Below are 22,252 nucleotides of genomic sequence, written 5' to 3'. Positions count from 1 at the left end.
AGGGTTCAGAAATACTTCAGCCAGGCGATGTCGCGCCGGCGCGCCTTCAGCCGGGCAAACCAGCGCACGGGCAGGTACAGGACCACCGCCAGCGACACCGCGCCCAACCAGACCGCACCTACACTGTCGAAGCCGTAATAGTCGCCCTGGTCGAGACCGAACAGCGCGACACACACCAGGTAGAGCAGCTTGAGCACATACAGATGCAGCAGGTAGAAGAACATCGGCGCGGCCCCGAAGACCGCCAGGATGCTGATCCAACGCGTTTGCCCGCATCGCTCGAAGGCCCATAGCAGGAGCAGGCCGCAACCGAGGGTCAAGGCCAGGAACAGCAGCGAAGGCGGGTACTTGGTGATGTTGAGCAAGCTCATCAGCGTCTGCATGGTGTCGGCATGGACCTGCCAAGGTGCTTCGCCGTAGCCGTTGAGCAGACGCAGGAACAGAAACCCGGCCAAGGCGGCGGTGCCGGCCAGCAGCAGCCGCTTCTGGCGAAGGCCAGCCTGGCTGGCGCGGCCGAACCAGGGGCCAAGGCAATAGCCCAGGGCGATCACTCCGATCCATGGCAGGACCGGATAGGAAGTACGCAGGCGCAAGCTCTCGGAAACTTCGAGCCAGCCACGGTCATGCAGGATGGCCCATGGCACATGCATGGCCGAGCCGGACGGGAAGTGCAGTCCGTCGAGCAGGTTATGGCCGGCGACGATGGCCACGCCGAGCGCCAGCAGCCACCCGCGAGGCAGCCAGACCAGCGCGGACAGGGCGATCATGCTCAGGCCGATGGCCCAGATCACCTGCATGTAGATCACGCTCGGCGGCAACTGGAAGGTCCATGCGAAGTTCACCAAGGTGAATTCCAGCAACACCAGAACCAGGCCACGCTTGAACAGGAAGGCCGAGACATCCCCACGGCCCTGGTGCTTCTCGCCGTACAGCCAGGCCGACAGGCCGGTGAGCAGGACAAAGACCGGTGCGCAGAGGTGCGACAATGTCCGGCTGAAGAACAGCGAAGGCTCGGTGACGTCCACGGCCATCGGATCGCTGACCTGGCGATGCAGGAAGAAAGTCTCCCGGACATGGTCGAGCAGCATGAACACGATCACCAGGCCGCGCAGGGCATCGATGCTTTGCAGGCGTTGGGTGACGAGGGTCGAGGTAGGTGGGGGAGTGGCGCTTAGGCTTGTCATTGGAAGATCGCGGGCAAGAATGGAGATAATTGAAACGTTATCTTATAACTAATTTCATTTGACGGATAGACCCTGACGGGGTTGGGCTGCAATGTGGCCGTGTCGGAGCCGCCGCAGCATCGGATCGGCCGCGATAGGGCGCGCAGCGACCCAGGGGCGGGCAAGCGACAGAGTCTTGAACCGGGATATTCGCAGGGTTTGAGGGGGCCGCATCGCGGGCTATCGCGGCCGCTCCGGCGCGGACGAAGCGGTACGGTGGCCGTTCACCACCCAGCGTCGCGGATCGGCGCCCCGGCTATGGTCGCGCCTACACACCGCGCCGGCGCGAAACGCGCGCTTCGATGTTCCTGCGGCCAATCAGCAGTGGAGGTTTCTCCACCACCGGATCCTCGGCCAGCCACTTGTACATCACCAGGCAATCCACCAGGCCGAGGGTGGCATGACGATAGGCACGCGGCAAACGCCCGACGGTCTCGAACCCCAGCTTGCACCACAAGGCCACGGCCACTTCGTTGCTGGCGACCACGCTGTTGAACTGCAGGGCCAGGAAACCTTCCTGGCGGGCGAGCTTCTGCGAATGCTCGCAGAGCAGGCGCGCCACGCCATGGCCACGCGCCTGCTCGCAGACCATGTAGCCGCAATTGCCGACATGCGCGCCAGGGCCGGCGGCGTTTGCCTTGAGGTAGTAGCTGCCGAGCAGTTCGCCGTCCTGCTCGGCGACGAGGGTCCGCAAGGGCACGTCCAGCCATAACTGCCGCGCCTGGTCGAAAGTCATGGCAGGATCCAGCGCATAGGTTTCCCGGGCGCGCACGACAGCCTCGAAGGTCGGCCAGAACAGCTCGAAATCGGCTGCGGTCATGGGACGGATGTGAATCATGGTGGCTCCGATCGAACAGGGGGCGCCAGTCTGTGCGGCCCAGCGCCCGCCTGCAAGAGGGCAGGCGCCGACGCTCGCTCAGCCTTCGCGCTTGTCGATGGCATCCAGGGCGCGGGTGGAATAGACGAGGGCAGCCCCAGCGTTGAGCGCGACGGCCACGCCCAGCGCCTCGGCGATCTCCTCGCGCGTGGCACCCTGTTTCACCGCCTGCTGCGAATGTACCGCGATGCATCCATCGCAACGGGTGGTCACCGCCACCGCGATGGCGATCAGCTCGCGCGTCTTGGCGTCCAGGTGGCCGGTCTTGGCCCCCGCGCCGCTGGCGGTCACATAGCCGGCGACAGTGTCCGCAGACAGCTGCCCGAGTTGTTCGACGCCGGCCATCAACTGCCTGCGGTAGGTGTCCCAATCCATCATGCTCATCGTCTGTGCCTCGAAATCGACCATTGGAGCTTTCAGGCTAGATCACGCACCGGACGTTGCAGGGCTGCGATGGAAGGGGGCAACTACTACCTTGGCAGCACGACCTGCTCGGAAACGCATCAGATGTAGATGAACAGCAGGACCAAGGCGGCCACCACGATCCATTTTTCCAGGTAGTAGCGCAGGCGGTTGCGCTTCTTCAGCGCCTTGCCCCGGGCGCGGATCTTGTAGATCCGGGTGAACAGGCGATTGATGGCGCCCGTCTTGTCGTTGGTGTCGTTCGGCGCGGCGGCGGCCGCCATCACGTTGCGGCTGAACCAGCGGTTGAACGCCGTTGCCCAGCGGTACCTGAGCGGCCGCTCGACGTCGCAGAACAGGATGATTCGATTGTGTTCGGTGGTATTGGCGGCGTAGTGAATGTAGGTCTCGTCGAAGATCACCGCCTCGCCATCGCGCCAGGCATAGCGTTCGCCGTCCACATCGATGTAGCAGCCGTCGTCGTTGGGCGTATCGAGGCCCAGGTGGTAGCGATACGATCCGGCATACGGGTCGCGGTGGCGCACCAGCTTGGCGCCGGGGGGCAACGTGGCGAACATGGCTGCCTTCACCGAGCCGATGCCCTGCAACAGCTCGGTGGTCCGCGGACACAGGGTCATCGCCGATGGGTGGCTTTCGCCATACCACTTCAGGTAGAAGCGCTTCCAGCCACTCTTGAAGAACGAATTGAAACCGACATCGTCATGGTTGTCGGACTTCTTGATCTGTCCGACCTGTAGCAACCGTTGCGCCTCGTCCCGGATTTCAGGCCAGTGGTCCTTGAGCGGCTGGAGTTCCGGAAACGCCTCTACCGGCAGGTAAGGCTTGGCGGGATGGCGGGAGAACAGGTACAGGAACGTGTTCACCGGCGCCAGGAAACTGGAGTGGTCGCCGAGCTGACGGGTCAGCTTGTGCCTGACCCGACCGCGCAGGTGGACATGGGCGATGGAAAGGACGAAGAGCAGTACGAATGCGATTTTCATGAGGAACACTAAGCCAACAGGGATGACGCGCCAGCGCTTAAGCGTGTCAGCATAAACAAATGCAGGCAGGCTTTGTACAAATTGTTACCTTGGGAAAGAAAGCTGAATCGAATGCTTGGGCTGTGCCACGGTCCATCGAGGTTCGGCTGAAGGAGAAGCGCCATGGAGACACGTGAAGCAGGCCAGCCTTTCAAGCGGTTGTTCTTCGCCCTGGACTGCCCCGAACCGCAGCGCCGCGCCATCGCGCAATGGCGACGCGAACTGGGCCTGCGAAGCGGCAAGCCGGTCGCGGCGGAAAATTTCCACCTCACGCTGCTGTTTCTCGGCGATGTCGATACTGTCCGGCTCGCAGACATCTGCACCGCCGTGGATGAGCTGGCCAAACCGAGCATGCCGGTGCGGCTGTCACTCGACCGGCTCCAGGCCTGGCAACGCGCCAGGGTACTGGTGCTGGAGCCCGGACAGACCCCGCCGGTGCTGCGCCGACTGGTCTACGACCTGCAGCAGACGCTCTTACCACTGGGTTTCCAGGAGCAGTCGCGCGAATATCGACCGCACCTGACCTTGGCAAGGGATTTTCATGGCCAGGCGCCCGAGGCGACCAGCGCGCCGGCATTTCACCTCAACGCAAGAGGCTTCGCCTTGTATGAATCGCGCAAGGGTCGTTACTGGCCGCTCGCGCACTGGACGATGGCCGAGCAGTTGCCGGACACTCACACCGGCAGGCCCTGGTAGGGTCGCTCCTGGCCCGGGCTGCGAGCGAACTGGCGCTTGTACTCCCGGCTGAATTGCGAGGCGCTCTGGTAGCCGACCCGATGAGCCGCCTGGGCAACGCTCAGGCCTTCGCCGATGAGGACTTGCTGGGCCTTGAGCAGGCGCAGCCGCTTGAGATACTGCATCGGAGCCAGTTCGGTACAGCGCTTGAAGTGTTCGTGAAAGGTCGAGACGCTCATGTTGGCCAGGCTGGCCAATTCCTCCACGGTCAGCGCAGCGGCATAGTGTTCGCGCAGGTGATTCAGGGCCGTGCCGATCCGTGCGAAGTGGCCTTGCTGTTCCACCAGGGCGCGCAGCGCGCCGGCCTGAGGGCCGCGCAAGGCGGTGTAAAGCACCTCGCGCACCCGCGAGGGGCCCAGCACGCGGGCATCGAGCGGGTCATGCAGACATTCGAGCAAACGCTCGACAGCGGCGCGCATCGGAGCGTCCAGCGCGGCCGAGGTCATCGATTGTGGCGTCTGCGCCTGCACGGTCGGATCCGGAGCCAGGCCCATGTCCTGCACCAGTTCGCCGAGCACGCCACGGTCTATATCCACGGCGACACCCAACAGCGGGACTTGTGCGGTGGCGAAGGTTTCGCACATGAAAGGCACCGATAGCGCCTGAACCAGGTAGTGCCCGGCACCGTACTCCAGGGTGCGGGGGCCCAGGCGCGCCAGTTTGCTGCCTTGGGCGAGGATCATCAGGCTCGGTTCGTAGATCTGTGGGCTGCTGGCCACATAGTGATCCCAGCTCAGGACCTTGACCTGGGGCAGGTGGGTGGGGACGAAGCCGGGGCGACTGGCCAACGCTTTTATCGAGGTGCAGAGCGACGCATTGGCATCGACGTGACGAGTGAGCTGCATAAGGTCCGGGACAGAGGATCAGATACCTTAATCTTCGCAGAATGAACCCCGCGCACCAATGGTTGGCGGCGATTCCGGAGAATCAGGCACGCACGCTGGAGGATCTGCCGTGGGCCGGAAGCCGCCAGGCGCGCAGAATGGGCAGCTGTAACGTTTCATTGCGAGGTTCGTCATGTATACCGCCATCGGCTATGCCGCCCAGACTCCCACCAGCCCCCTGGCGCCCATGAAGTTCGAGCGACGCAGCCCGCGTCCGGACGACGTGGTCATCGAGATCCTCTACTGCGGCGTATGCCATTCCGACATCCACCAGGCACGCAACGAGTGGGGCATCGCGGTCTACCCGTTGATGCCCGGTCACGAAATCGTCGGTCGGGTGACGGCCGTTGGCGACCAGATCACCCGATACCAGGTTGGCGATCTGGTCGGGGTGGGCTGCATGGTCGACTCGTGCCGCCACTGCGAAGCGTGCCAGGCGGATCTGGAGCAGTACTGCCTGGAAGGTCCGACCATGACCTATGCCACGCCTGATCGCGTGGACGGCAGCAACACCATGGGCGGCTACTCCAGCAGCATCGTGGTCAGCGAGCATTTCGTCGTGCGCATTCCCGCCGGCCTCGAGCTGGCCAGTGCGGCGCCGATTCTCTGCGCGGGCATTACTACCTATTCACCGCTCAAGCACCATGGCGTGGGGCCAGGGCACAAGGTCGGGGTGCTTGGCATGGGTGGCCTCGGCCACATGGGCATCAAATTCGCCAAGGCGCTTGGCGCGCATGTGACCTTGTTCACCCGTTCCGCGGCCAAGGCCGAGGAAGCCCGGCGCCAGGGAGCCGACGAAGTGATCGTGTCCAGCGATGCCGAGCAGATGCGCGCTGCGGCTGGACGTTTCGACTTCCTGCTCGACACCATTCCGGTCCAGCACGACCTCAACCCGTATCTGGAAACCTTGAAGTTCGGCGGCGTGCATATCCTGGTGGGTCTGATCGAGCCCGTCGAGCCGCCGGTCCACGCGGCCAACCTGGTGATCAAGCGCCGAGTGCTGGCCGGTTCGCTGATCGGCGGCATCGCACAGACCCAGGAAGTCCTGGACTTCTGCGCCGAGCACCAGATCAGCTGCGACATCGAGATGCTGGACATCCGCAACATCAACGAAGCCTATGAGCGGATGATCGCTGGCGACGTGAAGTACCGCTTCGTCATCGACATGCAGACCCTGGCAGCCGTGCGGTAAGCCACAGGCTTGCAGGGGCCAGCGGCAAGCAAGGCGCAGGACGGCGACTGATCTGATCTGGCGTGCTTGGCTCTTCAAGACGTAACCGTAAGGCTTTAGACTGACAAAAAAACAGGAGCGGAACGTGTTGCTCGCAACACGTTCCGCTTTTGCTTGCCGCTTTTGCTTGCCGCATCTGCTTGCCGCATCTGCTTGCCGCTGGCAGCCCGCAGCCCTCCCATCCCCAAGGAGTCTCTTCCTCGTCCATGAACAGTCCCACCCCGACAGCAGCCGGTGGCAGCTGGTTGAGCGTCATCGCCCTGGCTCTGGCTGCCTTCATCTTCAACACGACCGAATTCGTGCCGGTGGCGCTGCTCAGTGACATTGGTCGCAGCTTCGACATGACCACGGCGCAGGTCGGCCTGATGCTGACCATCTACGCCTGGGTCGTCGCGGTCGCTTCGCTGCCGATGATGTTGCTCACGCGCAACGTCGAGCGGCGCAGGCTGCTGACGATCGTGTTCCTGGTCTTCATCGCCAGTCACGTGTTGTCGTGGCTAGCGCAAAGCTTCGCCATGCTGTTGGTGAGCCGTATCGGGATCGCTCTGGCGCACGCGGTGTTCTGGGCCATCACGGCTTCGCTGGCGGTGCGTGTGGCGCCGCCGGGGCAGCAGGCCAAGGCGCTCGGCTTGCTGGCCACCGGGACGACCTTGGCCATGGTCATGGGGATTCCGCTGGGGCGTGTGGTGGGAGAGGCACTGGGCTGGCGGGTGACCTTCCTGTCCATCGCCTGCGTGGCGTTGGCCACCTTGCTGTGCCTGATGAAGTCGCTGCCGCTGTTGCCAAGCCAGAATTCCGGGTCGCTGCGCAGCTTGCCGGTGCTGTTCAAGCGTCCGGCGCTGGTCGTCGTCTATGTGCTGGTGACGCTGGTCATCACGGCACAATTCACCGCCTACAGCTACATCGAACCGTTTGCCTTGCACGTGGCGCAGATCGGCGGCGAGCGAACCACGTTGCTGCTGTTGCTGTTCGGCGGCGCCGGGGTGGTCGGCTCGGTCTTGTTCAGCCGCTACAGCGATCGGTTCCCGCAGGGTTTCTTGGTCGCCTCGATAGCCAGCCTCGCCTCGTGCCTGTTGCTGCTGTTGCCGCTGTCGGGCATGTTCCCGGTGTTTGCCGGGTTGAGCATGCTCTGGGGCATCTCGATCCTCAGTTTCAGCCTGTCCTTGCAGTCCAGGACATTGAAGCTGGCCTCGGACGCTACGGATGTGGCCATGGCGCTGTTTTCCGGCATCTACAACATCGGGATCGGTGGCGGCGCCCTGCTGGGCAGCATCGTCAGCAGCCAGCTGGGAGTGGCCAACATCGGTCTGGTGGGTGGCAGCGTCGCGCTGGTCGGGCTGGTTTTGGCGATCGTCAATACCCGCAGGTTCAGCCAGGCATCGCTGACCGCTCCCGAGAGCCGATGATGGCCGCAAGCGACCGTCTGGTTACCTGCGCGGTCGTTGCAGGGTCAGAGCAGCAAGGTCGACCAGGCCGATATCAGCAACAATGCTGCCAGCAGTCGATTGAAGCGCCGAAAGCCTGCTGGGGCCTGGAGTAGCCGTGTGCTGCTGGCGCCCAGCACCGCCCAGGCGCCCATGCAGGGCAGGGCGATCAGCAGGAACACCGTCGACAGCAGCAACAGGCCGCCAAGGGTCTGGCCCGCAGGGCCGGCGAACACGCTGATCACGGCCGTGGCCATCAGCCATACCTTGGGATTGACCAGTTGCAGCATCGCCACGCCCCAGGCAGTGATGCCTTGCTTGCCGGATGGCTCCAACGCGCGGTCGGCGGCTCGCCACATCTGCCAGGCGAGCCTGCTCAGCCAGGCCACGCCCAGCCAGGCTAGCGCTTGTTGCAACCACGCAAGGCTGGCCAACAGCTCACCCAGCCCAAGGCCGACCAATAGCACGACCAGGGCAGCCGACACGCAGGCCGTGAAGACCAGCGCAACGGTGGCGCGCAAGCCGTGCTGGGCGCCTATGGCCAGGATCAGCAGGTTGGTCGGGCCAGGGCTCAGACTGGCGACGAGAGCGAACAGCGAAAACGGCAGCAGTGATTGCGGCATGGGGATTCTCCTTGAGGACGGAGCCCATGCTCGCCGGTGCAGGCGCTTCAGTCTGGAAGCTTTGAGCAGCGTCGCCGATAGTCCGCGGGTGTCAGCCGATAGGCTCGCCGGAACCAGCGCCCCAGGTGGCTTTGATCGGCAAAGCCCAGCGCGCTGGCGACCTGGGCCGGCGTTTCGCCACGCGCCAGGCGTCGCCTGGCCGCGACCAGGCGCAGCTGGACCAGATAGGCGTGGGGCGGCAACCCGTAGGCCGCGCGGAAGGCACGATTGAGGCGAAACCGGTCGACCTCGCAGGCCTTGGCCAGATCCTCCAGCCCCAGATCTTGCTCCAGATGCGCATGCAGGTAGTCCCGCGCCCGCTGCGCCACCCGTGGCAGCCGCGGATCCGGAACGGCCAGCCGGCGCCACTGCAGGTGGCGAGTCAGGCTGGCCAGCAGGTCGTCCAGCGCGGCCTGGCGAACGATGCGCAGCTCGCGACCATGGACTGTCTGAAACGCTCGAAACGTCGAAGCGGCCAGCGGCACGTCGCCACTGAGCGTGTCGGCAAAGCCTGGCAGGCAGTCGTCGGGGGCGTGTTCGAACAGCTCGCGCAGCTCGCGTTCCAGCCACCGCGGCTGAAGGTACAACATCGAGTAGGTGAAGCCTTCCGCGCTAGGCGCATCCCCATCGTGCAACTCGCCAGGCTCGAGCATGAACACCTTTCCAGGCGTGCTGTGATGCCGCTTGCGGCGACAGTTGAACTGCTGCACGCCTTGTTCGGTGATGCCGATGAGGAAACTGTCATGCCAGTGCGGGTCATAGGCGTGACCCTTGAAATGCGCACGCACTGATTCGATACCGCTGTCCGGGTCCAGTGTGAGGTCGATCCAGTCGCTCATGTCATATCCAGTGACCGAGGTTTGGATGGGCACTGTACTCCAGGCGTGTCTTGATCGTCTGGAAGATTCGTGCAACCGGGACGAGCGCCAAGGGCATGTGTTTGCTCATGCTGTTTCTCTGAATCAACGCTAACCGATTGATTTACTGATGCGCATTACTCCAGGTCAGTTATGGATGAGCTATCTAAACGCTTGAATCCGGTGTGTTATCGCCTGGAAATGGCGTGCTGGGTACACTGCTCCTGATAGGTCTGACGGATTGCCGTCGGAGCAAGCCGGGATTGACTGTTATAGGTCTGCTCGGTAATGCCGAAGGCGGTCATGCGCATCCAGGATTTGGGAAACTTCTGATTCTGCAGTCGCTTTCGAGCGGTATACAGCGACACACCAGAGAGCTTCGCCTGTTGGGCCTGCGCGGCGATTCCCGCGCCCCAGTCGCAGACTCGCTTGTCCTGCTGGCTCAACGGCTTGGCCTGGGCACCCAGGCTGACGAACAGACAGGAGGCGACCAAAACTGGAATTCTGCGCATGAGGTTGTCCTAACCAGTTGAAAAGCCGGAAGTTTGACTTGCGCGATAACAGCCGGGGGCCAGCAAAATGCCGTCAGGCTCCCGAGCCAGGCGTGCCGTCATCCACCCGCCTGAGCGAAATCAGGGCCAGTCCGGCGGTCCAGGCCACTGACACGCCGTAGTTCAGACGCTGGTAGAAACCGAACAGGTGGCCGCTCTCCACGGCGCTGGCCATGAAGCCTGCGGTGAGCACGGCAAAGCCTGTGCAAGCCAGGGAAAACCACGAGAAGCCCCGGGAGCGCGCCACCCGCACACCTAGCCAGACCCACAAGGCACTGGCCAACGTCAGGGACACGAACATGACCAGCCCGGAAAGGTTGTGCAACCGCTGCGCGGTCGATGGATCGGCTGGCGCGCAGCCCTGGTCGCACGGAAAAAACCCGGTACCCAGGCTGCCCAGCCCGTGTAGCAGGATCAGCAGCGCACTGAGGCGGGCCAGCATGGAACCGCGCCAGCAGCGCCAGATGCCGAGCGCGAACAGGCCAAAAAGCAAGGCGAGCGGGAAATTGTTCACCCAGGCAGAGAAAACGTGCGTGGGCGCGCCCAGCGCGCCGAGTTGGCTCATCGCCTGGTCGGAATGGCTATAGCCAGGAAACGCCTTGGCGGTTAGCCAGACGCCAACGGACAGCCAGAACGGTATGAGCAAGCCGGCGCCTAGCAGGCGCCGAGTCGTTGAGTTCATGCATGATCTCCTTCCATGGGTAAGCCTGGCCGAGCCATCGCGCGACGCAGGGAGCCTTGCTTGTAGCCGAGCCCTTTCGGCATTGCAACCCGCCTAGGCTATCGAGCGCCGACAAAGTCACCGACGGGCATCTGACCGACGGAAGCATTGTTCTTTATAAATCAGCAGGATAGACGTGATACCTCATGTTAGTATTGCGGGTTTCTAGCATGAATGCGCACAGCATGACGAAGCAGCTACAGGCATCACGGCGGCGCAGGCCTCGCAGTCTCGCCGAACAATTGGTCGGCGAACTCACCCGGCGCATTCGCGATGGCAAGCTCAAGCCTGGCGACAAGCTGCCGACCGAATCCCAGTTGATGGATCAGGAAGGGGTCAGTCGCACGGTCGTGCGCGAAGCATTGTCTCGACTGCAAGCTGCCGGCGAAGTCCAGACCCGTCATGGCATCGGGACGTTCGTGCTCGCTTCGCCGCCTGATCGCGCGCTACGGATCGCTCCGCCAGGTGCGGCGACACTGGACCAGGCGCTGGCCGTGCTGGAGTTGCGCATGGCCGTGGAGATCGAATCCGCTGGCCTGGCCGCCGAGCGCCGTGGCGCGCCCCACCTGGCGGCGTTGCGCAGCGCGGTGGATCGGATCGTCGCCGGGACGAGCCGTGCCGATACCCTGGAGGCAGATCTTCAGTTTCACCTGCAAGTGGCCGAAGCCAGCGGCAACCCCTATTTCGCCCAGATCATCGGCCAGCTCGGTGCCGTGCTCGTCCCATCGGCCCGCCTGGACGACCCGGATCTGGCCAACGCCGAACCTGGCCTCTACCTGGGGCGGCTGGGCTACGAGCACGAAGCGATCTACGAGGCGATTGCCAGGCGCGACAGCGAGGGCGCGAAACTGGCCATGCGCATGCATCTTTTCAACAGTCGCGAGCGCTTGCGCCGAACCAGCGAGGCAGCTGGCTCGGGGCCAAGCACGGCATGAGCGGGAATGTCTGCCCAGGCGCCAGAGGCGCCTGAGTCAGGGAGAGACTGCCTCGCACCGATCGGGCGAGGCCGCTGCTCGGCGCCGCAGAAATCAGGCCACCTGCTGACGCCGGCTTTCCTGGGCTTTGCGTACCTGTGCTCGACAGGCCTGGCCGAAAGCCTCGAACAGGCGGATCGAGTCGGGGTTCTTCGCCGCTTGCCACTCGGGATGCCACTGTACGGCGAACAGGAAGGGCGAAATGCCTGGCCCATGAATGGCTTCGACCAATCCATCTTCGGCCTTGGCGATCGGCTCCAGCCCTTCGCCAAGGGTGCGCAAGCCTTGGCCATGCAGCGAATTGACCCGAATCGAGTCGCTACCGAGCACGTCGCGCAGCCAGCTGCCCGGCTCGATCGTCACGCTATGCACGGCCTGGTACTGCACATCTACCGGATCTTCAGGGTTTTCCCGGTGATCGTTGAAGCCGGGCTCGGCATAGACTTTCTGGTAGATGTCTCCGCCCAGGGCCACGTTGATCTCCTGCATGCCGCGGCAGATGCCAAAGATCGGCAGGCCACGGGCAATGGCCCGTTGCACCAGCGGGATGTCGAAGAGGTCGCGGTTGCGGTCCTGGGCCTTGCCCGGGGTTTGGTTTTCCTGGCCGTACAGGGCCGGGTCGATATTGCTGCCTGCGCCGGTCAGGTATACGCCATCGACCATGTCCAGGTAGGCTTCGAGGTCGTCGATGCCGCAGCAGGTCGGCACCAGCACTGGCACGCAATCGGCGAACTCCACCAGTGGCGTGATGTACTTGTGGGTCATGACCTGGTAATCGTGGCCCTTGCGCTCGTGGGTACCCATGGTCATGAGGACGACCGGTTTGCGCAGGGGTTGAATCTTCTTGCCAATGTTGCTGTTGGACATAAGTCACCTTGGGACAGGGTTGCCCTGTCGTTGTTGTGCAGGCCAGCGCCATGAATCGGCGCGCCGCCTGAAATCCCGAGCACTGCCAGCAGGGCGCCGGGTAGTGCCTCGTGCTGGTCGGGACTTGTCGGATAGCTTGCCAGAGCCGTTCGATATGTCAAACGACGGTGCTGGGAGGGATTAGCCCTTCCATGCTGTAAAACGGTGGCGAGAAACGCCTCCGAGCCTTTGGCTGCAAGGGTTTTTCAGGGACAAGGGTCAATTATATTTAACGATGCAGTTGGCTCTTTGCAGTGGCGCAATGAAGCGCCGTCGACACTGCGACGGTGCTCCGCAGCCGAGATGAAAGAACAAGATCTTTTGTTTTGGAATCAGCTGGATATGCCGAAAAGTTCACTTGCTACATCAATCATGCTCATTGGGTTTCGCCGAGCTGTTCCGGCAAGCGCTGTGGTGGTCCCTTTGACAGCCGGTCGGATTCGGCCGACAGTCTCGAGCCAGGCCGCGATTCTGGCCAACGCCATCGAGACGAGGAGCCCCTATGTCCGCAGCTGCCGATGCCTGCCCAGTGCATCTTCCCTTCAAGGAGCTGGAAGTCCTGCTCAAGCGAATTTTCCAGCGCCACGGCTGCAGCCCCAAGGTCGCCGCGGTGCTTGCCGGCAATTGCGCCAGTGCGCAGCGTGACGGTGCCGACAGCCATGGGGTATTCCGCATTCCAGGGTATGTATCGACCCTGGCCAGCGGCTGGGTCGATGCCCAGGCCGAGCCCAAGGTAGAGGATCTGGCTGCCGGCTTCCTGCGTGTGGATGCTGCTGGAGGTTTCGCCCAGCCAGCCCTGGAAGCGGCCCGTGAGGCGCTGGTCGACAAGGCCCGTACGGCCGGGGTCGCCGTGCTCGCCATCCACAACTCGCATCACTTCGGTGCGCTCTGGCCGGATGTCGAGCCGTTCGCCGAGCAGGGGCTGGTGGCGTTGAGCGTGGTCAACAGCATGACCTGCGTGGTGCCACATGGAGCCCGCCAGCCGGTGTTCGGCACCAACCCCATCGCCTTCGCCGCGCCTTGCGCAGGAGGCGACCCCCTGGTCTTTGACATGGCTACCAGTGCGATGGCGCATGGCGATGTGCAGCTTGCAGCGCGCGATGGGCGCCAGCTACCCCCTGGCATCGGTGTCGACAGCGAAGGCCGGCCCACCCTGGATCCGCAGATGGTGCTGGAGGGCGGTGCCTTGCTGCCGTTCGGCGGGCACAAGGGCTCGGCCCTGTCGATGATGGTCGAGCTGCTGGCGGCAGCGCTGACCGGCGGGCACTTTTCCTGGGAGTTCGACTGGTCTTCGCATCCCGGAGCCAAGACGCCGTGGACCGGCCAGCTGTTGATCGTCATCGACCCGAGCAAGGCCGAAGGCAACCGCTTCGCCGAGCGCTGCCGGACGCTGGTCGAGCAGATGCGCGCCGCCGGCATCGATCGCCTGCCGGGCGAGCGGCGCCACCAGCGGCGGGCCGCGGCCGAGCGTGAAGGAGTCCGCATCGGCCGCGACGAATTGAGCGTGCTGCAAGCGCTGGCCGATCCTGCCGCCGGGCAGCAAGGCTGAGCGGCGGCGTGCGTGATCGCATGCGACAGCTTGCCAGCAGGTGATGTTCCTTTGCTGTCGCTGCAGGTATGCTCGCGACAGCCTTTTCCGAACTGTCCTGATCCAAGGAGCTGTGCGCTGTGTTCAAACATGTCGATGCCTATGCCGGCGATCCGATTCTTTCGCTGATGGAGACTTTCAAGGCGGACCCTCGTGCCGACAAGGTCAACCTGAGCATCGGACTCTATTACGACGCCGCCGGCGTGGTGCCGCAGATGGCGGCGGTGGGCGAGGCCGAACGGCAACTGGCCGACCAGCCTCACCAGGCCTCGCTGTACCTGCCCATGGAGGGCCTGGCCGTCTATCGCCAGGCCATCCAGGCGTTGCTGTTCGGTGCCGACCATCCTGCGGTGAGCGATGGCCGCATCGCCACCGTGCAGACCGTCGGCGGCTCCGGCGCGCTCAAGGTGGGCGCGGACTTCCTCAAGCGTTACTTCCCCGAATCCGAAGTTTGGGTGAGCAATCCTACCTGGGACAACCATCGGGCGATCTTCGAGGGTGCCGGCTTCCAGGTACATGCCTATCCGTACTTCGATCCGGCCACTCGTGGCCTGGACTTCCCGGGTATGCTGGCCACCCTGCAGGGCCTGCCGGCGCGCAGTGTCGTGCTGCTCCATCCTTGCTGCCACAACCCGACCGGGGTGGACCTGCAGCGTGACCAGTGGCAGCAGGTGATCGAGGTGGTCAAGGCGCGCGAGCTGATTCCGTTCCTCGACATTGCCTACCAGGGGTTCGGCGAAGGCCTGATCGAGGATGCCTACGCCATTCGCGAGATGGCCCGAGCTGGCTTGCCATGTCTGGTGAGCAATTCGTTCTCGAAGATCTTCTCCCTGTATGGCGAACGGGTAGGGGGGCTGTCGGTGGTCAGCGATGATGCCGCCACCGCGCAAAGCGTGCTCGGCCAACTCAAGGCGACGGTCCGCCGCAACTATTCCAGCCCGCCCAGCCACGGCGCCCAGCTGGTCGCCGCGGTGCTGTCCGACGGTGCGCTCGCGGCCCAGTGGCAGGCGGAGGTGGAATGCATGCGCAAGCGCATCCTGGAGATGCGTCAAGGCCTGGTCGAGGCCCTGGCCCAGCTGTTGCCCGGCGAGGATTTCCAGTACCTGCTGCGCCAACGCGGCATGTTCAGCTACACCGGCTTTAGCGTCGAACAGGTGCGGCGCCTGCGCGACGAGTTCGGTGTCTACCTGATCGACAGTGGCCGGGTCTGCATGGCCGGCCTGCGCCCGGACAACCTGCAGCGCGTCGCCCAGGCCTTCGCTGCTGTCTGAAAGCCGCGAGCGGCAAGCTGAACCGTGTTGTCGCAAGACTGCCGCAACGCCACGATCAGCTTGTAGCTTGTAGCTTGTAGCTTGTAGCTTGTAGCTTGTAGCTTGTAGCTTGTAGCTTGTAGCTTGTAGCTTGTAGCTTGTAGCTTGTAGCTTGTAGCTTGTAGCTTGTAGCTTGCGGCTTCGAGCTGTCGAGCGCACAATCGCGCCCCTCTTTTTTGGTTGGGGTGCGTGTCGCTTGCCGGGCGCCCTCGACGTGATGCGAACTTGCGAGCGGAGTTGCACCTGGATGAACGAGCGGGCCCCTGGCGTCGAAGGACGCCTCGAATCGAACCCAGTCGCCCTTGGCAGCTGGAGTCGCCATGACACCACCTGGATGCTGGGGCTGTTCGGCACGGCCATTGGCGCCGGAACGCTGTTCCTGCCCATCAATGCCGGCCTGGGTGGTTTCTGGCCCCTGCTGATCCTGGCGGTGCTGGCGTTCCCGATGACCTACTACGCCCACCGTGGGTTGACCCGTTTCGTGCTGTCCGGCCTTGAGGCAGGCGATATCACCGAGGTGGTCGAGGAACACTTCGGCCTCAAGGCCGGCGCGCTGATCACGGTCCTGTACTTCTTCGCGATCTTTCCGATCCTGCTGATCTACAGCGTCGCGCTGACCAACACGGTGAGCAGCTTCATGGAGCATCAGCTGCACATGGCTGCGCCACCCCGGGTCGCGTTGTCGTTCGTGCTGATCCTCGGCCTGCTGGCGATCGTTCGTTGCGGTGAACAGGCCACGGTGAAAGTCATGAGCCTGCTGGTCTACCCCTTCATCGTCGCCTTGGCCTTGCTCGCCCTGTACCTGATCCCACATTGGAACGGCGGTATCCTCGACAGCGCGGGCCAGCTGCCATCGGGGACGGCATTCCTGCATACCCTGTGGCTGGCGATCCCGGTCATGGTCTTCTCGTTCAACCACTCGCCGATCATTTCCGCCTTCGCGGTCGACCAGAAGCGCCGGCATGGCCAGCACGCCGACGAGCGCAGCGGACAGATCCTCGCCCGCGCCCATTTGCTGATGGTCGCCATGGTGATGTTCTTCGTGTTCAGCTGCGTGCTGACCCTCGACAGCGCACAGCTGGCCGAGGCCAAGGCGCAGAACCTGTCGATCCTGTCCTACCTGGCCAACCATTTCAGCAATCCGAGCATCGCCTTCGCGGCCCCGCTGATCGCCTTCGTGGCCATCGCCAAGTCGTTCCTCGGCCATTACATCGGCGCCAGCGAAGGCCTCAAGGGCATCATCGCCAAGACGGGGCTGCGCCCAGGCGCCAAGGCACTGGATCGCACGGTGGCAGCGTTGATGCTGGTGGTCTGCTGGATCGTCGCCACGCTCAACCCGAGCATCCTGACAATGATCGAGTCCTTCGGCGGCCCGATCATCGCGGCGCTGCTGTTCCTCATGCCGATGTACGCCATCCGCCGCGTGCCATCGATGCGCAAGTACAGCGGCGCCCTGTCGAACCTGTTCGTCGTGGTGGTCGGCCTGGTGGCGATGTCCTCGGTGCTCTATTCGGTCATCGGCGGCCTGCTTGGCTGAGTCGCCGCGCCGGCCGTGCACGTCTCGTGTTCAAGACGGGCATGTCTGCGCCGGTGGCAAGGCAAGTTGCGCGCCGAAGCGCCTGGCTACAAAGAATTCCTGCCCAAGGCATGGGCACTCGGTGCCCTTCATGCTTAACTTTCGCTCCTTTCCACTGCATACAAGGATCCGCTCATGACTCAAGTGACCCTCAAAGGCAATCCAGTCCAGGTCAACGGGCAACTGCCTCAAGTCGGCGCCCAGGCCCCCGGGTTCACCCTGGTTGGCGAAGGCCTTGCCAACAAGTCGCTGCAGGACTTTGCCGGCAAGTTCAAGGTGTTGAACATCTTCCCGAGCGTCGACACCCCGACCTGCGCGACCTCGGTTCGCACGTTCAATGCCCAGGCCAACGAGCTGGCCGATACCGTGGTGCTGTGCATCTCCGCCGACCTGCCGTTCGCCCAGGCGCGCTTCTGCGGCGCCGAAGGGCTGGACAGGGTCCAGAGCCTGTCGACCTTCCGTGATCGCCAGTTCCTGGAAAACTACGGCGTGGCGATTGCCGACGGTCCGCTGGCCGGCCTGGCTGCTCGCGCGGTCGTTGTACTGGATAAGCAGGACAAGGTCCTCTACAGCGAGCTGGTTGGCGAGATCGCCAACGAACCGAACTATGAGGCCGCGCTGAAGGTCCTCAAGTAGCCCACCGGGCGGCTTCTGGCGTATCGCTTCGGCACCTCGACGCATCGAAAGCGGCAACGGCCTGGCTCTAGTCCAGGCCGTTTTCGTTTGAGGCTCATCGTCTTGCCGGCGCAGGCCAAGGTAAAACCAGCGTAAAGGCGCTTTGCTAATGCGCCACGAGTGCTTATCGTTCAGCCACTTCCTGTCGTCATCCTCGAACAAGGTTCGTTCAATCCATGCAATCCACCGTTTCCCGCTCTCCTCGTCGCTGGCTGTTCGGCCTGCTGATCCTCCTGCTGGTCGTCGTGCTGGCCTGGTGGCTGTGGCCGGCTTCGTCGGCACGCCAGGATGCCGGCGCGGCGGGAGGTGGCCGGCCAGGCTTCGGTGCTTCCACCGACCCGGTCCCGGTGCGCGTCGAGCCGGCCAAGATCGCTGACTTCCCGCTCTACTACAAGGCGCTGGGCACGGTCACCGCGACCAATACGGTCAATGTGCGTAGCCGCGTATCCGGGGAGCTGGTCAAGGTGCATTTCAAGGAGGGGCAGCGGGTCAAGGCGGGCGACCTGCTGGCGGAAATCGATCCACGCTCCTATCGCATCGCCTTGCAGCAGGCCGAGGGCACCCTGGCGCAGAACCAGGCCCAGCTGAAGAACGCCCAGGTCGACCTGGCCCGCTACAAGGGCTTGTATGCCGAGGACAGCATCGCCAAGCAGACCCTGGACACGGCCGAGGCGCTGGTGGCCCAGTACCGAGGCACGGTGATGACCAACCAGGCCGCCGTCAACGATGCTCGCCTGAACCTGGAGTTCACCCAGATTCGCGCGCCTATCAGCGGTCGCGTCGGCTTGCGCCAGCTGGACCTTGGCAACCTGGTCTCGGCCAATGACACCACAGCCCTGGCCGTGATCACCCAGACCGAGCCGATCAGCGTCGCCTTCACCTTGCCCGAGACCGAGCTGGCCACCGTGCTGGAGCGTTACCGCGGCGGGGCGGCGCTGTCCGTCGAAGCCTGGGACCGCGGCGACCGCCAGCTACAGGCCACCGGCGTGCTTGCCAGCCTCGACAACCAGATCGACACCACCACCGGCACGCTCAAGTTCAAGGCGCGCTTCGAGAATCAGGACGAAGCGCTGTTCCCCAACCAGTTCGTCAACGTCCGCTTGCTCGCCGATACCCTCAAACAGGTGGTGACCGCCCCGGCCGCCGCCATTCAGTTCGGCAACGAGGGTACCTTCGCCTATGTGGTGACCGCCGAGAACAAGGTCGGCATCCGCAAGCTCAAGGTCGGGCCGAGCGATGGCGAGCGCAGCGTCATTCTCGAAGGCCTGGCCGCTGGCGATCGCCTGGTGCTCGAAGGCACCGACCGCTTGCGCGAGGGCTCGCTGGTCGAAGTGGTCGAAGACAGCTCGCAGGTACCGACCACGCCCGGACAGCACCTGCAAGGCCAGGACGGCAAGGGCGGCACTGACACCGGTACGGCAGGCAAGGCGGGCGCATGAACCTGTCACGACTGTTCATCCTTCGCCCGGTCGCTACCACGCTGAGCATGCTGGCGATCGTCCTCGCCGGGCTGATCGCCTACAGGCTGCTGCCAGTATCGGCGCTGCCGCAGGTCGACTATCCGACCATCCGGGTCATGACCCTCTATCCTGGCGCCAGCCCTGAGGTGATGACCAGCGCTGTCACCGCCCCGCTGGAGCGCCAGTTCGGCCAGATGCCCGGGCTCACCCAGATGGCCTCGACCAGCTCCGGCGGGGCCTCGGTGCTGACCTTGCGGTTCAGTCTGGACATGAACATGGACGTGGCCGAGCAGCAGGTACAGGCGGCGATCAACGCGGCCAGCAACCTGCTGCCAAGCGACCTGCCGGCGCCCCCGGTGTACAACAAGGTCAATCCCGCCGATACGCCTGTGCTGACCCTCGCCATTTCCTCCAGGACCATGCCGTTGCCCAAGCTCAACGACCTGGTCGATACGCGCGTGGCGCAGAGGATCGCCCAGATCAGCGGTGTCGGCATGGTCAGCATCGCCGGCGGGCAGCGCCAGGCCGTGCGGATCAAGGTCAACGTCGACGCGCTGGCCGCGGCGGGGCTCAACCTGGAGGACGTGCGCACGCTGATCGGTGCCTCCAACGTCAACCAGCCCAAGGGCAACTTCGACGGCCCGACCCGGGTCTCGATGCTCGATGCCAACGACCAGCTGCGTTCTCCCGAGGAATATGCCAATCTCATCCTCGCCTACAACGAAGGCGCGCCGCTGCGCCTGAAGGACGTCGCCGAGATCGTCGACGGCGCCGAAAACGAGCGCCTGGCCGCCTGGGCCAACGAGAACCAGGCCGTGCTGCTGAACATCCAGCGCCAGCCTGGCGCCAACGTGATCGAAGTGGTCGACCTGATCAAGCGGATGCTGCCGTCGATCACCGACAACCTGCCGGCCGGCCTCGACGTCATGGTCCTGACCGACCGTACCCAGACCATCCGTGCCGCGGTCAAGGACGTCCAGCACGAGTTGCTGATCGCCATCGCGCTGGTGGTGATGGTGACCTTCCTGTTCCTCCGGCGCCTGAGCGCCACGCTCATTCCGTCGATCGCGGTACCGTTGTCGCTGATCGGCACCTTCGGCGTGATGTACCTGGCGGGCTTCTCCATCAACAACCTCACCCTGATGGCCCTGACCATCGCCACCGGCTTCGTGGTCGACGATGCCATCGTCATGCTGGAGAACATTTCCCGGCACATCGAGGAGGGCGAGACGCCCTTGCAGGCCGCGCTCAAGGGCGCCAGGCAGATCGGCTTCACCCTGATCTCGCTGACCTTCTCGCTGATCGCCGTGCTCATCCCGCTGCTGTTCATGGCCGACGTGGTGGGGCGGCTGTTCCGCGAGTTCGCCATCACCCTGGCGGTGGCGATCCTCATATCGCTGGTGGTCTCGCTGACCTTGACGCCGATGATGTGCGCGCGCCTGCTCAAGCGTGAACCGAGGGAGGAGCAGCAGGGGCGTTTCTACCGCGCCAGCGGGGCCTGGATCGACTGGCTCATCCACCACTACGGTCGTGGCCTGACCTGGGTGCTGCGCCACCAGCCGCTGACCCTGCTGGTCGCGGTGGGCAGTCTGGTACTGACGGTGTTTCTCTACCTGGTCGTGCCCAAGGGGTTCTTCCCGGTGCAGGACACCGGCGTGATCCAGGGGATTTCCGAGGCGCCCCAGGCAACCTCGTTCGCCGCCATGAGCGAGCGTCAGCAGGCCTTGACCAAGGTGATCCTGCAGGACCCGGCGGTGCAGAGCCTGTCATCGTACATCGGCGTGGATGGCGACAACGCCACGCTCAACAGCGGCCGCCTGCTGATCAACCTCAAGCCGCACGGCGAGCGGGACGTCACTGCCAGCGAAGTGATCGCCCGGCTGCAACCGCAGCTCGATCGCCTGCTGGGGATCCGCCTGTTCATGCAACCCGTGCAGGATCTGAGCATCGAGGACCGGGTCAGTCGGACCCAGTACCAGTTCAGCCTGTCCTCGCCTGACGCCGACCTGCTGGCCCAGTGGAGCGGCAAGCTGGTCCAGGCCCTGCAGCAGCGTCCTGAGCTGACCGACGTCGCCAGCGATTTACAGGACAAGGGCCTGCAGGTCTACCTGGTGATCGACCGGGACGCAGCCAGTCGCCTGGGCATCAACGTCTCGCAGATCACCAACGCGCTCTACGACGGTTTCGGCCAGCGGCAGATCTCGACCATCTACACCCAGGCCAGCCAATACCGTGTAGTGCTGCAGTCGCGCGATGGCGGTAGCATCGGGCCACAGGCGCTGGAGCAGATCCACGTCAAGGCCAGCGACGGTGGCCAAGTGCGTCTGTCGGCCTTGGCCCGCGTCGAGCAGCGCCAGGCGCAACTGGCGATTTCCCACATCGGCCAGTTCCCGGCGGTGATGATGTCGTTCAACCTGGCGTCCGGGGTGTCGCTGGGCGAAGCGGTCAAGGTGATCGAGCAGGTGCAGCAGCAGATCGGCATGCCGCTTGGCGTGCAGACACGCTTCCAGGGCGCCGCCGAAGCCTTCCAGGCGTCGCTGTCGAGCACCTTGCTGCTGATCCTTGCCGCCGTGGTGACCATGTACATCGTGCTCGGCGTGCTCTACGAGAGCTACATCCATCCGGTGACCATCCTCTCGACGCTGCCTTCGGCTGCCGTCGGCGCCTTGCTGGCGCTGATCCTCAGCGGCAACGACCTTGGCATGATCGCCATCATCGGCATCATCCTGCTGATCGGCATCGTCAAGAAGAACGCCATCATGATGATCGACTTCGCCCTGGAGGCCGAACGCAACCAGGGCATGGCGCCGGAGGCGGCGATCTTCCAGGCGGCGCTGCTGCGCTTCCGGCCGATCCTGATGACCACCCTGGCTGCCCTGTTCGGTGCCGTGCCGCTGATGCTGGCTACAGGCTCGGGCGCCGAGCTGCGCCAGCCACTGGGGCTGGTGATGGTTGGCGGGTTGCTGGTCAGCCAGGTGCTGACGCTGTTCACCACGCCGGTCATCTATCTGTATTTCGATCGTCTTTCACGGCGTTTCGGCAAGCAGCGCTTGGCGCAGGAGCCGCTATGAGCCGGACCTCGAGCTGCAAGCTGCAAGCGGCACGCTGCCGGTGGCGCAGTGGGGGGCGCGGGGCGGGGCGGCAGTGGGCCGTGGT

20 protein-coding genes are annotated in these 22,252 nt (G+C 64.1%); 10 read left to right on the top strand and 10 right to left on the bottom strand.

From position 1 onward, the window contains the following. Nucleotides 1–5 precede the first annotated feature (5 nt). The 4 genes from ACY8GK_RS06085 to lpxO all read right to left on the bottom strand — a co-directional run bounded on the left by ACY8GK_RS06085 (nucleotide 6) and on the right by lpxO (nucleotide 3,503). Nucleotides 6–1,184 (bottom strand): DUF1624 domain-containing protein, encoded by a 1,179-nt coding sequence (locus ACY8GK_RS06085; RefSeq protein WP_462402592.1) that lies wholly within the window; start codon nucleotides 1,182–1,184, stop codon nucleotides 6–8. 307 nt (nucleotides 1,185–1,491) lie between these two features. Next, on the bottom strand, nucleotides 1,492–2,061 hold the full coding sequence (locus ACY8GK_RS06080) for a GNAT family N-acetyltransferase (protein WP_196178567.1): 570 nt from the start codon (nucleotides 2,059–2,061) through the stop codon (nucleotides 1,492–1,494). Between the two features lie 78 nt (nucleotides 2,062–2,139). Further along, nucleotides 2,140–2,484 (bottom strand): carboxymuconolactone decarboxylase family protein, encoded by a 345-nt coding sequence (locus tag ACY8GK_RS06075; RefSeq protein ID WP_462402986.1) that lies wholly within the window; start codon nucleotides 2,482–2,484, stop codon nucleotides 2,140–2,142. A gap of 119 nt (nucleotides 2,485–2,603) precedes the next feature. Then, a complete protein-coding gene (gene lpxO, locus ACY8GK_RS06070) occupies nucleotides 2,604–3,503 on the bottom strand; it encodes a lipid A hydroxylase LpxO (protein WP_462402591.1) in 900 nt (299 codons plus the stop codon). A gap of 162 nt (nucleotides 3,504–3,665) precedes the next feature. On the opposite strand from lpxO, the gene thpR reads away from it, so the two are divergent. Further along, entirely contained in the window at nucleotides 3,666–4,238 is a 573-nt protein-coding gene (gene thpR, locus ACY8GK_RS06065) for an RNA 2',3'-cyclic phosphodiesterase (protein WP_462402590.1), read from the top strand. Here the strand turns inward: thpR and ACY8GK_RS06060 are convergent. Next, nucleotides 4,217–5,122: an AraC family transcriptional regulator gene (locus ACY8GK_RS06060; RefSeq protein ID WP_462402589.1), complete on the bottom strand. Its 906-nt coding sequence runs from the start codon at nucleotides 5,120–5,122 to the stop codon at nucleotides 4,217–4,219. The genes thpR and ACY8GK_RS06060 overlap by 22 nt on opposite strands. Before the next feature lie 172 nt (nucleotides 5,123–5,294). Here ACY8GK_RS06060 and ACY8GK_RS06055 point away from each other — a divergent pair, with 172 nt between their 5' ends. Together ACY8GK_RS06055 and ACY8GK_RS06050 are read left to right on the top strand one after the other, a co-directional pair. Beyond that, nucleotides 5,295–6,353, top strand: coding sequence for an NAD(P)-dependent alcohol dehydrogenase (locus tag ACY8GK_RS06055; protein ID WP_196178575.1), 1,059 nt, complete (start codon nucleotides 5,295–5,297; stop codon nucleotides 6,351–6,353). 245 nt (nucleotides 6,354–6,598) lie between these two features. Next, the gene (locus tag ACY8GK_RS06050) at nucleotides 6,599–7,798 is read left to right on the top strand and encodes a sugar transporter (protein WP_196178577.1); all 1,200 of its coding nucleotides are present in this window, start codon (nucleotides 6,599–6,601) and stop codon (nucleotides 7,796–7,798) included. A gap of 44 nt (nucleotides 7,799–7,842) precedes the next feature. Here ACY8GK_RS06050 and ACY8GK_RS06045 read toward each other — a convergent pair whose 3' ends face one another. From ACY8GK_RS06045 to ACY8GK_RS06030, 4 genes are all read right to left on the bottom strand, one after another. Further along, a complete protein-coding gene (locus tag ACY8GK_RS06045) occupies nucleotides 7,843–8,439 on the bottom strand; it encodes a LysE family translocator (RefSeq protein WP_196178579.1) in 597 nt (198 codons plus the stop codon). A gap of 47 nt (nucleotides 8,440–8,486) precedes the next feature. Further along, complete coding sequence (locus tag ACY8GK_RS06040) at nucleotides 8,487–9,317, bottom strand: AraC family ligand binding domain-containing protein (protein ID WP_462402588.1); 831 nt, start codon at nucleotides 9,315–9,317, stop codon at nucleotides 8,487–8,489. Between the two features lie 206 nt (nucleotides 9,318–9,523). Further along, nucleotides 9,524–9,847 (bottom strand): hypothetical protein, encoded by a 324-nt coding sequence (locus tag ACY8GK_RS06035; RefSeq protein WP_462402587.1) that lies wholly within the window; start codon nucleotides 9,845–9,847, stop codon nucleotides 9,524–9,526. A gap of 73 nt (nucleotides 9,848–9,920) precedes the next feature. Further along, nucleotides 9,921–10,568: a DUF998 domain-containing protein gene (locus ACY8GK_RS06030; RefSeq protein WP_462402586.1), complete on the bottom strand. Its 648-nt coding sequence runs from the start codon at nucleotides 10,566–10,568 to the stop codon at nucleotides 9,921–9,923. Between the two features lie 224 nt (nucleotides 10,569–10,792). On the opposite strand from ACY8GK_RS06030, the gene ACY8GK_RS06025 reads away from it, so the two are divergent. Then, entirely contained in the window at nucleotides 10,793–11,542 is a 750-nt protein-coding gene (locus ACY8GK_RS06025) for a FadR/GntR family transcriptional regulator (RefSeq protein WP_196178587.1), read from the top strand. 93 nt (nucleotides 11,543–11,635) lie between these two features. On the opposite strand, the gene ACY8GK_RS06020 is transcribed toward ACY8GK_RS06025, so the two are convergent. Beyond that, nucleotides 11,636–12,448, bottom strand: a complete 813-nt coding sequence (locus ACY8GK_RS06020) for a gamma-glutamyl-gamma-aminobutyrate hydrolase family protein (protein WP_462402585.1) — start codon at nucleotides 12,446–12,448, stop codon at nucleotides 11,636–11,638. Nucleotides 12,449–12,989: 541 nt separating this feature from the next. Here ACY8GK_RS06020 and ACY8GK_RS06015 point away from each other — a divergent pair. The 6 genes from ACY8GK_RS06015 to ACY8GK_RS05990 all read left to right on the top strand — a co-directional run bounded on the left by ACY8GK_RS06015 (nucleotide 12,990) and on the right by ACY8GK_RS05990 (nucleotide 22,167). Further along, nucleotides 12,990–14,036 (top strand): Ldh family oxidoreductase, encoded by a 1,047-nt coding sequence (locus tag ACY8GK_RS06015; RefSeq protein WP_196178591.1) that lies wholly within the window; start codon nucleotides 12,990–12,992, stop codon nucleotides 14,034–14,036. A 119-nt stretch (nucleotides 14,037–14,155) separates the two neighbouring features. Continuing rightward, nucleotides 14,156–15,346 (top strand): amino acid aminotransferase, encoded by a 1,191-nt coding sequence (locus tag ACY8GK_RS06010; protein ID WP_462402584.1) that lies wholly within the window; start codon nucleotides 14,156–14,158, stop codon nucleotides 15,344–15,346. A 286-nt stretch (nucleotides 15,347–15,632) separates the two neighbouring features. Beyond that, nucleotides 15,633–16,922: a serine/threonine transporter gene (locus ACY8GK_RS06005; protein WP_462402583.1), complete on the top strand. Its 1,290-nt coding sequence runs from the start codon at nucleotides 15,633–15,635 to the stop codon at nucleotides 16,920–16,922. A 174-nt stretch (nucleotides 16,923–17,096) separates the two neighbouring features. Further along, a complete protein-coding gene (tpx, locus tag ACY8GK_RS06000) occupies nucleotides 17,097–17,597 on the top strand; it encodes a thiol peroxidase (protein WP_196178596.1) in 501 nt (166 codons plus the stop codon). Nucleotides 17,598–17,812: 215 nt separating this feature from the next. Continuing rightward, nucleotides 17,813–19,075 carry an MdtA/MuxA family multidrug efflux RND transporter periplasmic adaptor subunit gene (locus tag ACY8GK_RS05995; protein ID WP_462402582.1) on the top strand — a complete coding sequence of 421 codons (1,263 nt, stop codon included), beginning with the start codon at nucleotides 17,813–17,815 and terminating at the stop codon, nucleotides 19,073–19,075. Continuing rightward, nucleotides 19,072–22,167, top strand: a complete 3,096-nt coding sequence (locus tag ACY8GK_RS05990; RefSeq protein WP_462402581.1) for an MdtB/MuxB family multidrug efflux RND transporter permease subunit — start codon at nucleotides 19,072–19,074, stop codon at nucleotides 22,165–22,167. Before ACY8GK_RS05995 ends, ACY8GK_RS05990 begins: the two co-directional genes overlap by 4 nt. Nucleotides 22,168–22,252: the final 85 nt, after the last annotated feature.

It is taken from the genome of Pseudomonas sp. Marseille-QA0332 (assembly GCF_054950175.1).
This window is presented reverse-complemented; position numbering and strand designations above follow the sequence as displayed.

What these genes read in the sequence shown, in the direction of transcription:
- ACY8GK_RS06085 (WP_462402592.1), bottom strand. Translation starts at nt 1,184, where the DNA reads ATGACAAGCCTAAGCGCCACTCCCCCACCTACCTCGACCCTCGTCACC.
- ACY8GK_RS06080 (WP_196178567.1), bottom strand. Translation starts at nt 2,061, where the DNA reads ATGATTCACATCCGTCCCATGACCGCAGCCGATTTCGAGCTGTTCTGG.
- ACY8GK_RS06075 (WP_462402986.1), bottom strand. Translation starts at nt 2,484, where the DNA reads ATGAGCATGATGGATTGGGACACCTACCGCAGGCAGTTGATGGCCGGC.
- lpxO (WP_462402591.1), bottom strand. Translation starts at nt 3,503, where the DNA reads ATGAAAATCGCATTCGTACTGCTCTTCGTCCTTTCCATCGCCCATGTC.
- thpR (WP_462402590.1), top strand. Translation starts at nt 3,666, where the DNA reads ATGGAGACACGTGAAGCAGGCCAGCCTTTCAAGCGGTTGTTCTTCGCC.
- ACY8GK_RS06060 (WP_462402589.1), bottom strand. Translation starts at nt 5,122, where the DNA reads ATGCAGCTCACTCGTCACGTCGATGCCAATGCGTCGCTCTGCACCTCG.
- ACY8GK_RS06055 (WP_196178575.1), top strand. Translation starts at nt 5,295, where the DNA reads ATGTATACCGCCATCGGCTATGCCGCCCAGACTCCCACCAGCCCCCTG.
- ACY8GK_RS06050 (WP_196178577.1), top strand. Translation starts at nt 6,599, where the DNA reads ATGAACAGTCCCACCCCGACAGCAGCCGGTGGCAGCTGGTTGAGCGTC.
- ACY8GK_RS06045 (WP_196178579.1), bottom strand. Translation starts at nt 8,439, where the DNA reads ATGCCGCAATCACTGCTGCCGTTTTCGCTGTTCGCTCTCGTCGCCAGT.
- ACY8GK_RS06040 (WP_462402588.1), bottom strand. Translation starts at nt 9,317, where the DNA reads ATGAGCGACTGGATCGACCTCACACTGGACCCGGACAGCGGTATCGAA.
- ACY8GK_RS06035 (WP_462402587.1), bottom strand. Translation starts at nt 9,847, where the DNA reads ATGCGCAGAATTCCAGTTTTGGTCGCCTCCTGTCTGTTCGTCAGCCTG.
- ACY8GK_RS06030 (WP_462402586.1), bottom strand. Translation starts at nt 10,568, where the DNA reads ATGAACTCAACGACTCGGCGCCTGCTAGGCGCCGGCTTGCTCATACCG.
- ACY8GK_RS06025 (WP_196178587.1), top strand. Translation starts at nt 10,793, where the DNA reads ATGACGAAGCAGCTACAGGCATCACGGCGGCGCAGGCCTCGCAGTCTC.
- ACY8GK_RS06020 (WP_462402585.1), bottom strand. Translation starts at nt 12,448, where the DNA reads ATGTCCAACAGCAACATTGGCAAGAAGATTCAACCCCTGCGCAAACCG.
- ACY8GK_RS06015 (WP_196178591.1), top strand. Translation starts at nt 12,990, where the DNA reads ATGTCCGCAGCTGCCGATGCCTGCCCAGTGCATCTTCCCTTCAAGGAG.
- ACY8GK_RS06005 (WP_462402583.1), top strand. Translation starts at nt 15,633, where the DNA reads ATGAACGAGCGGGCCCCTGGCGTCGAAGGACGCCTCGAATCGAACCCA.
- tpx (WP_196178596.1), top strand. Translation starts at nt 17,097, where the DNA reads ATGACTCAAGTGACCCTCAAAGGCAATCCAGTCCAGGTCAACGGGCAA.
- ACY8GK_RS05995 (WP_462402582.1), top strand. Translation starts at nt 17,813, where the DNA reads ATGCAATCCACCGTTTCCCGCTCTCCTCGTCGCTGGCTGTTCGGCCTG.
- ACY8GK_RS05990 (WP_462402581.1), top strand. Translation starts at nt 19,072, where the DNA reads ATGAACCTGTCACGACTGTTCATCCTTCGCCCGGTCGCTACCACGCTG.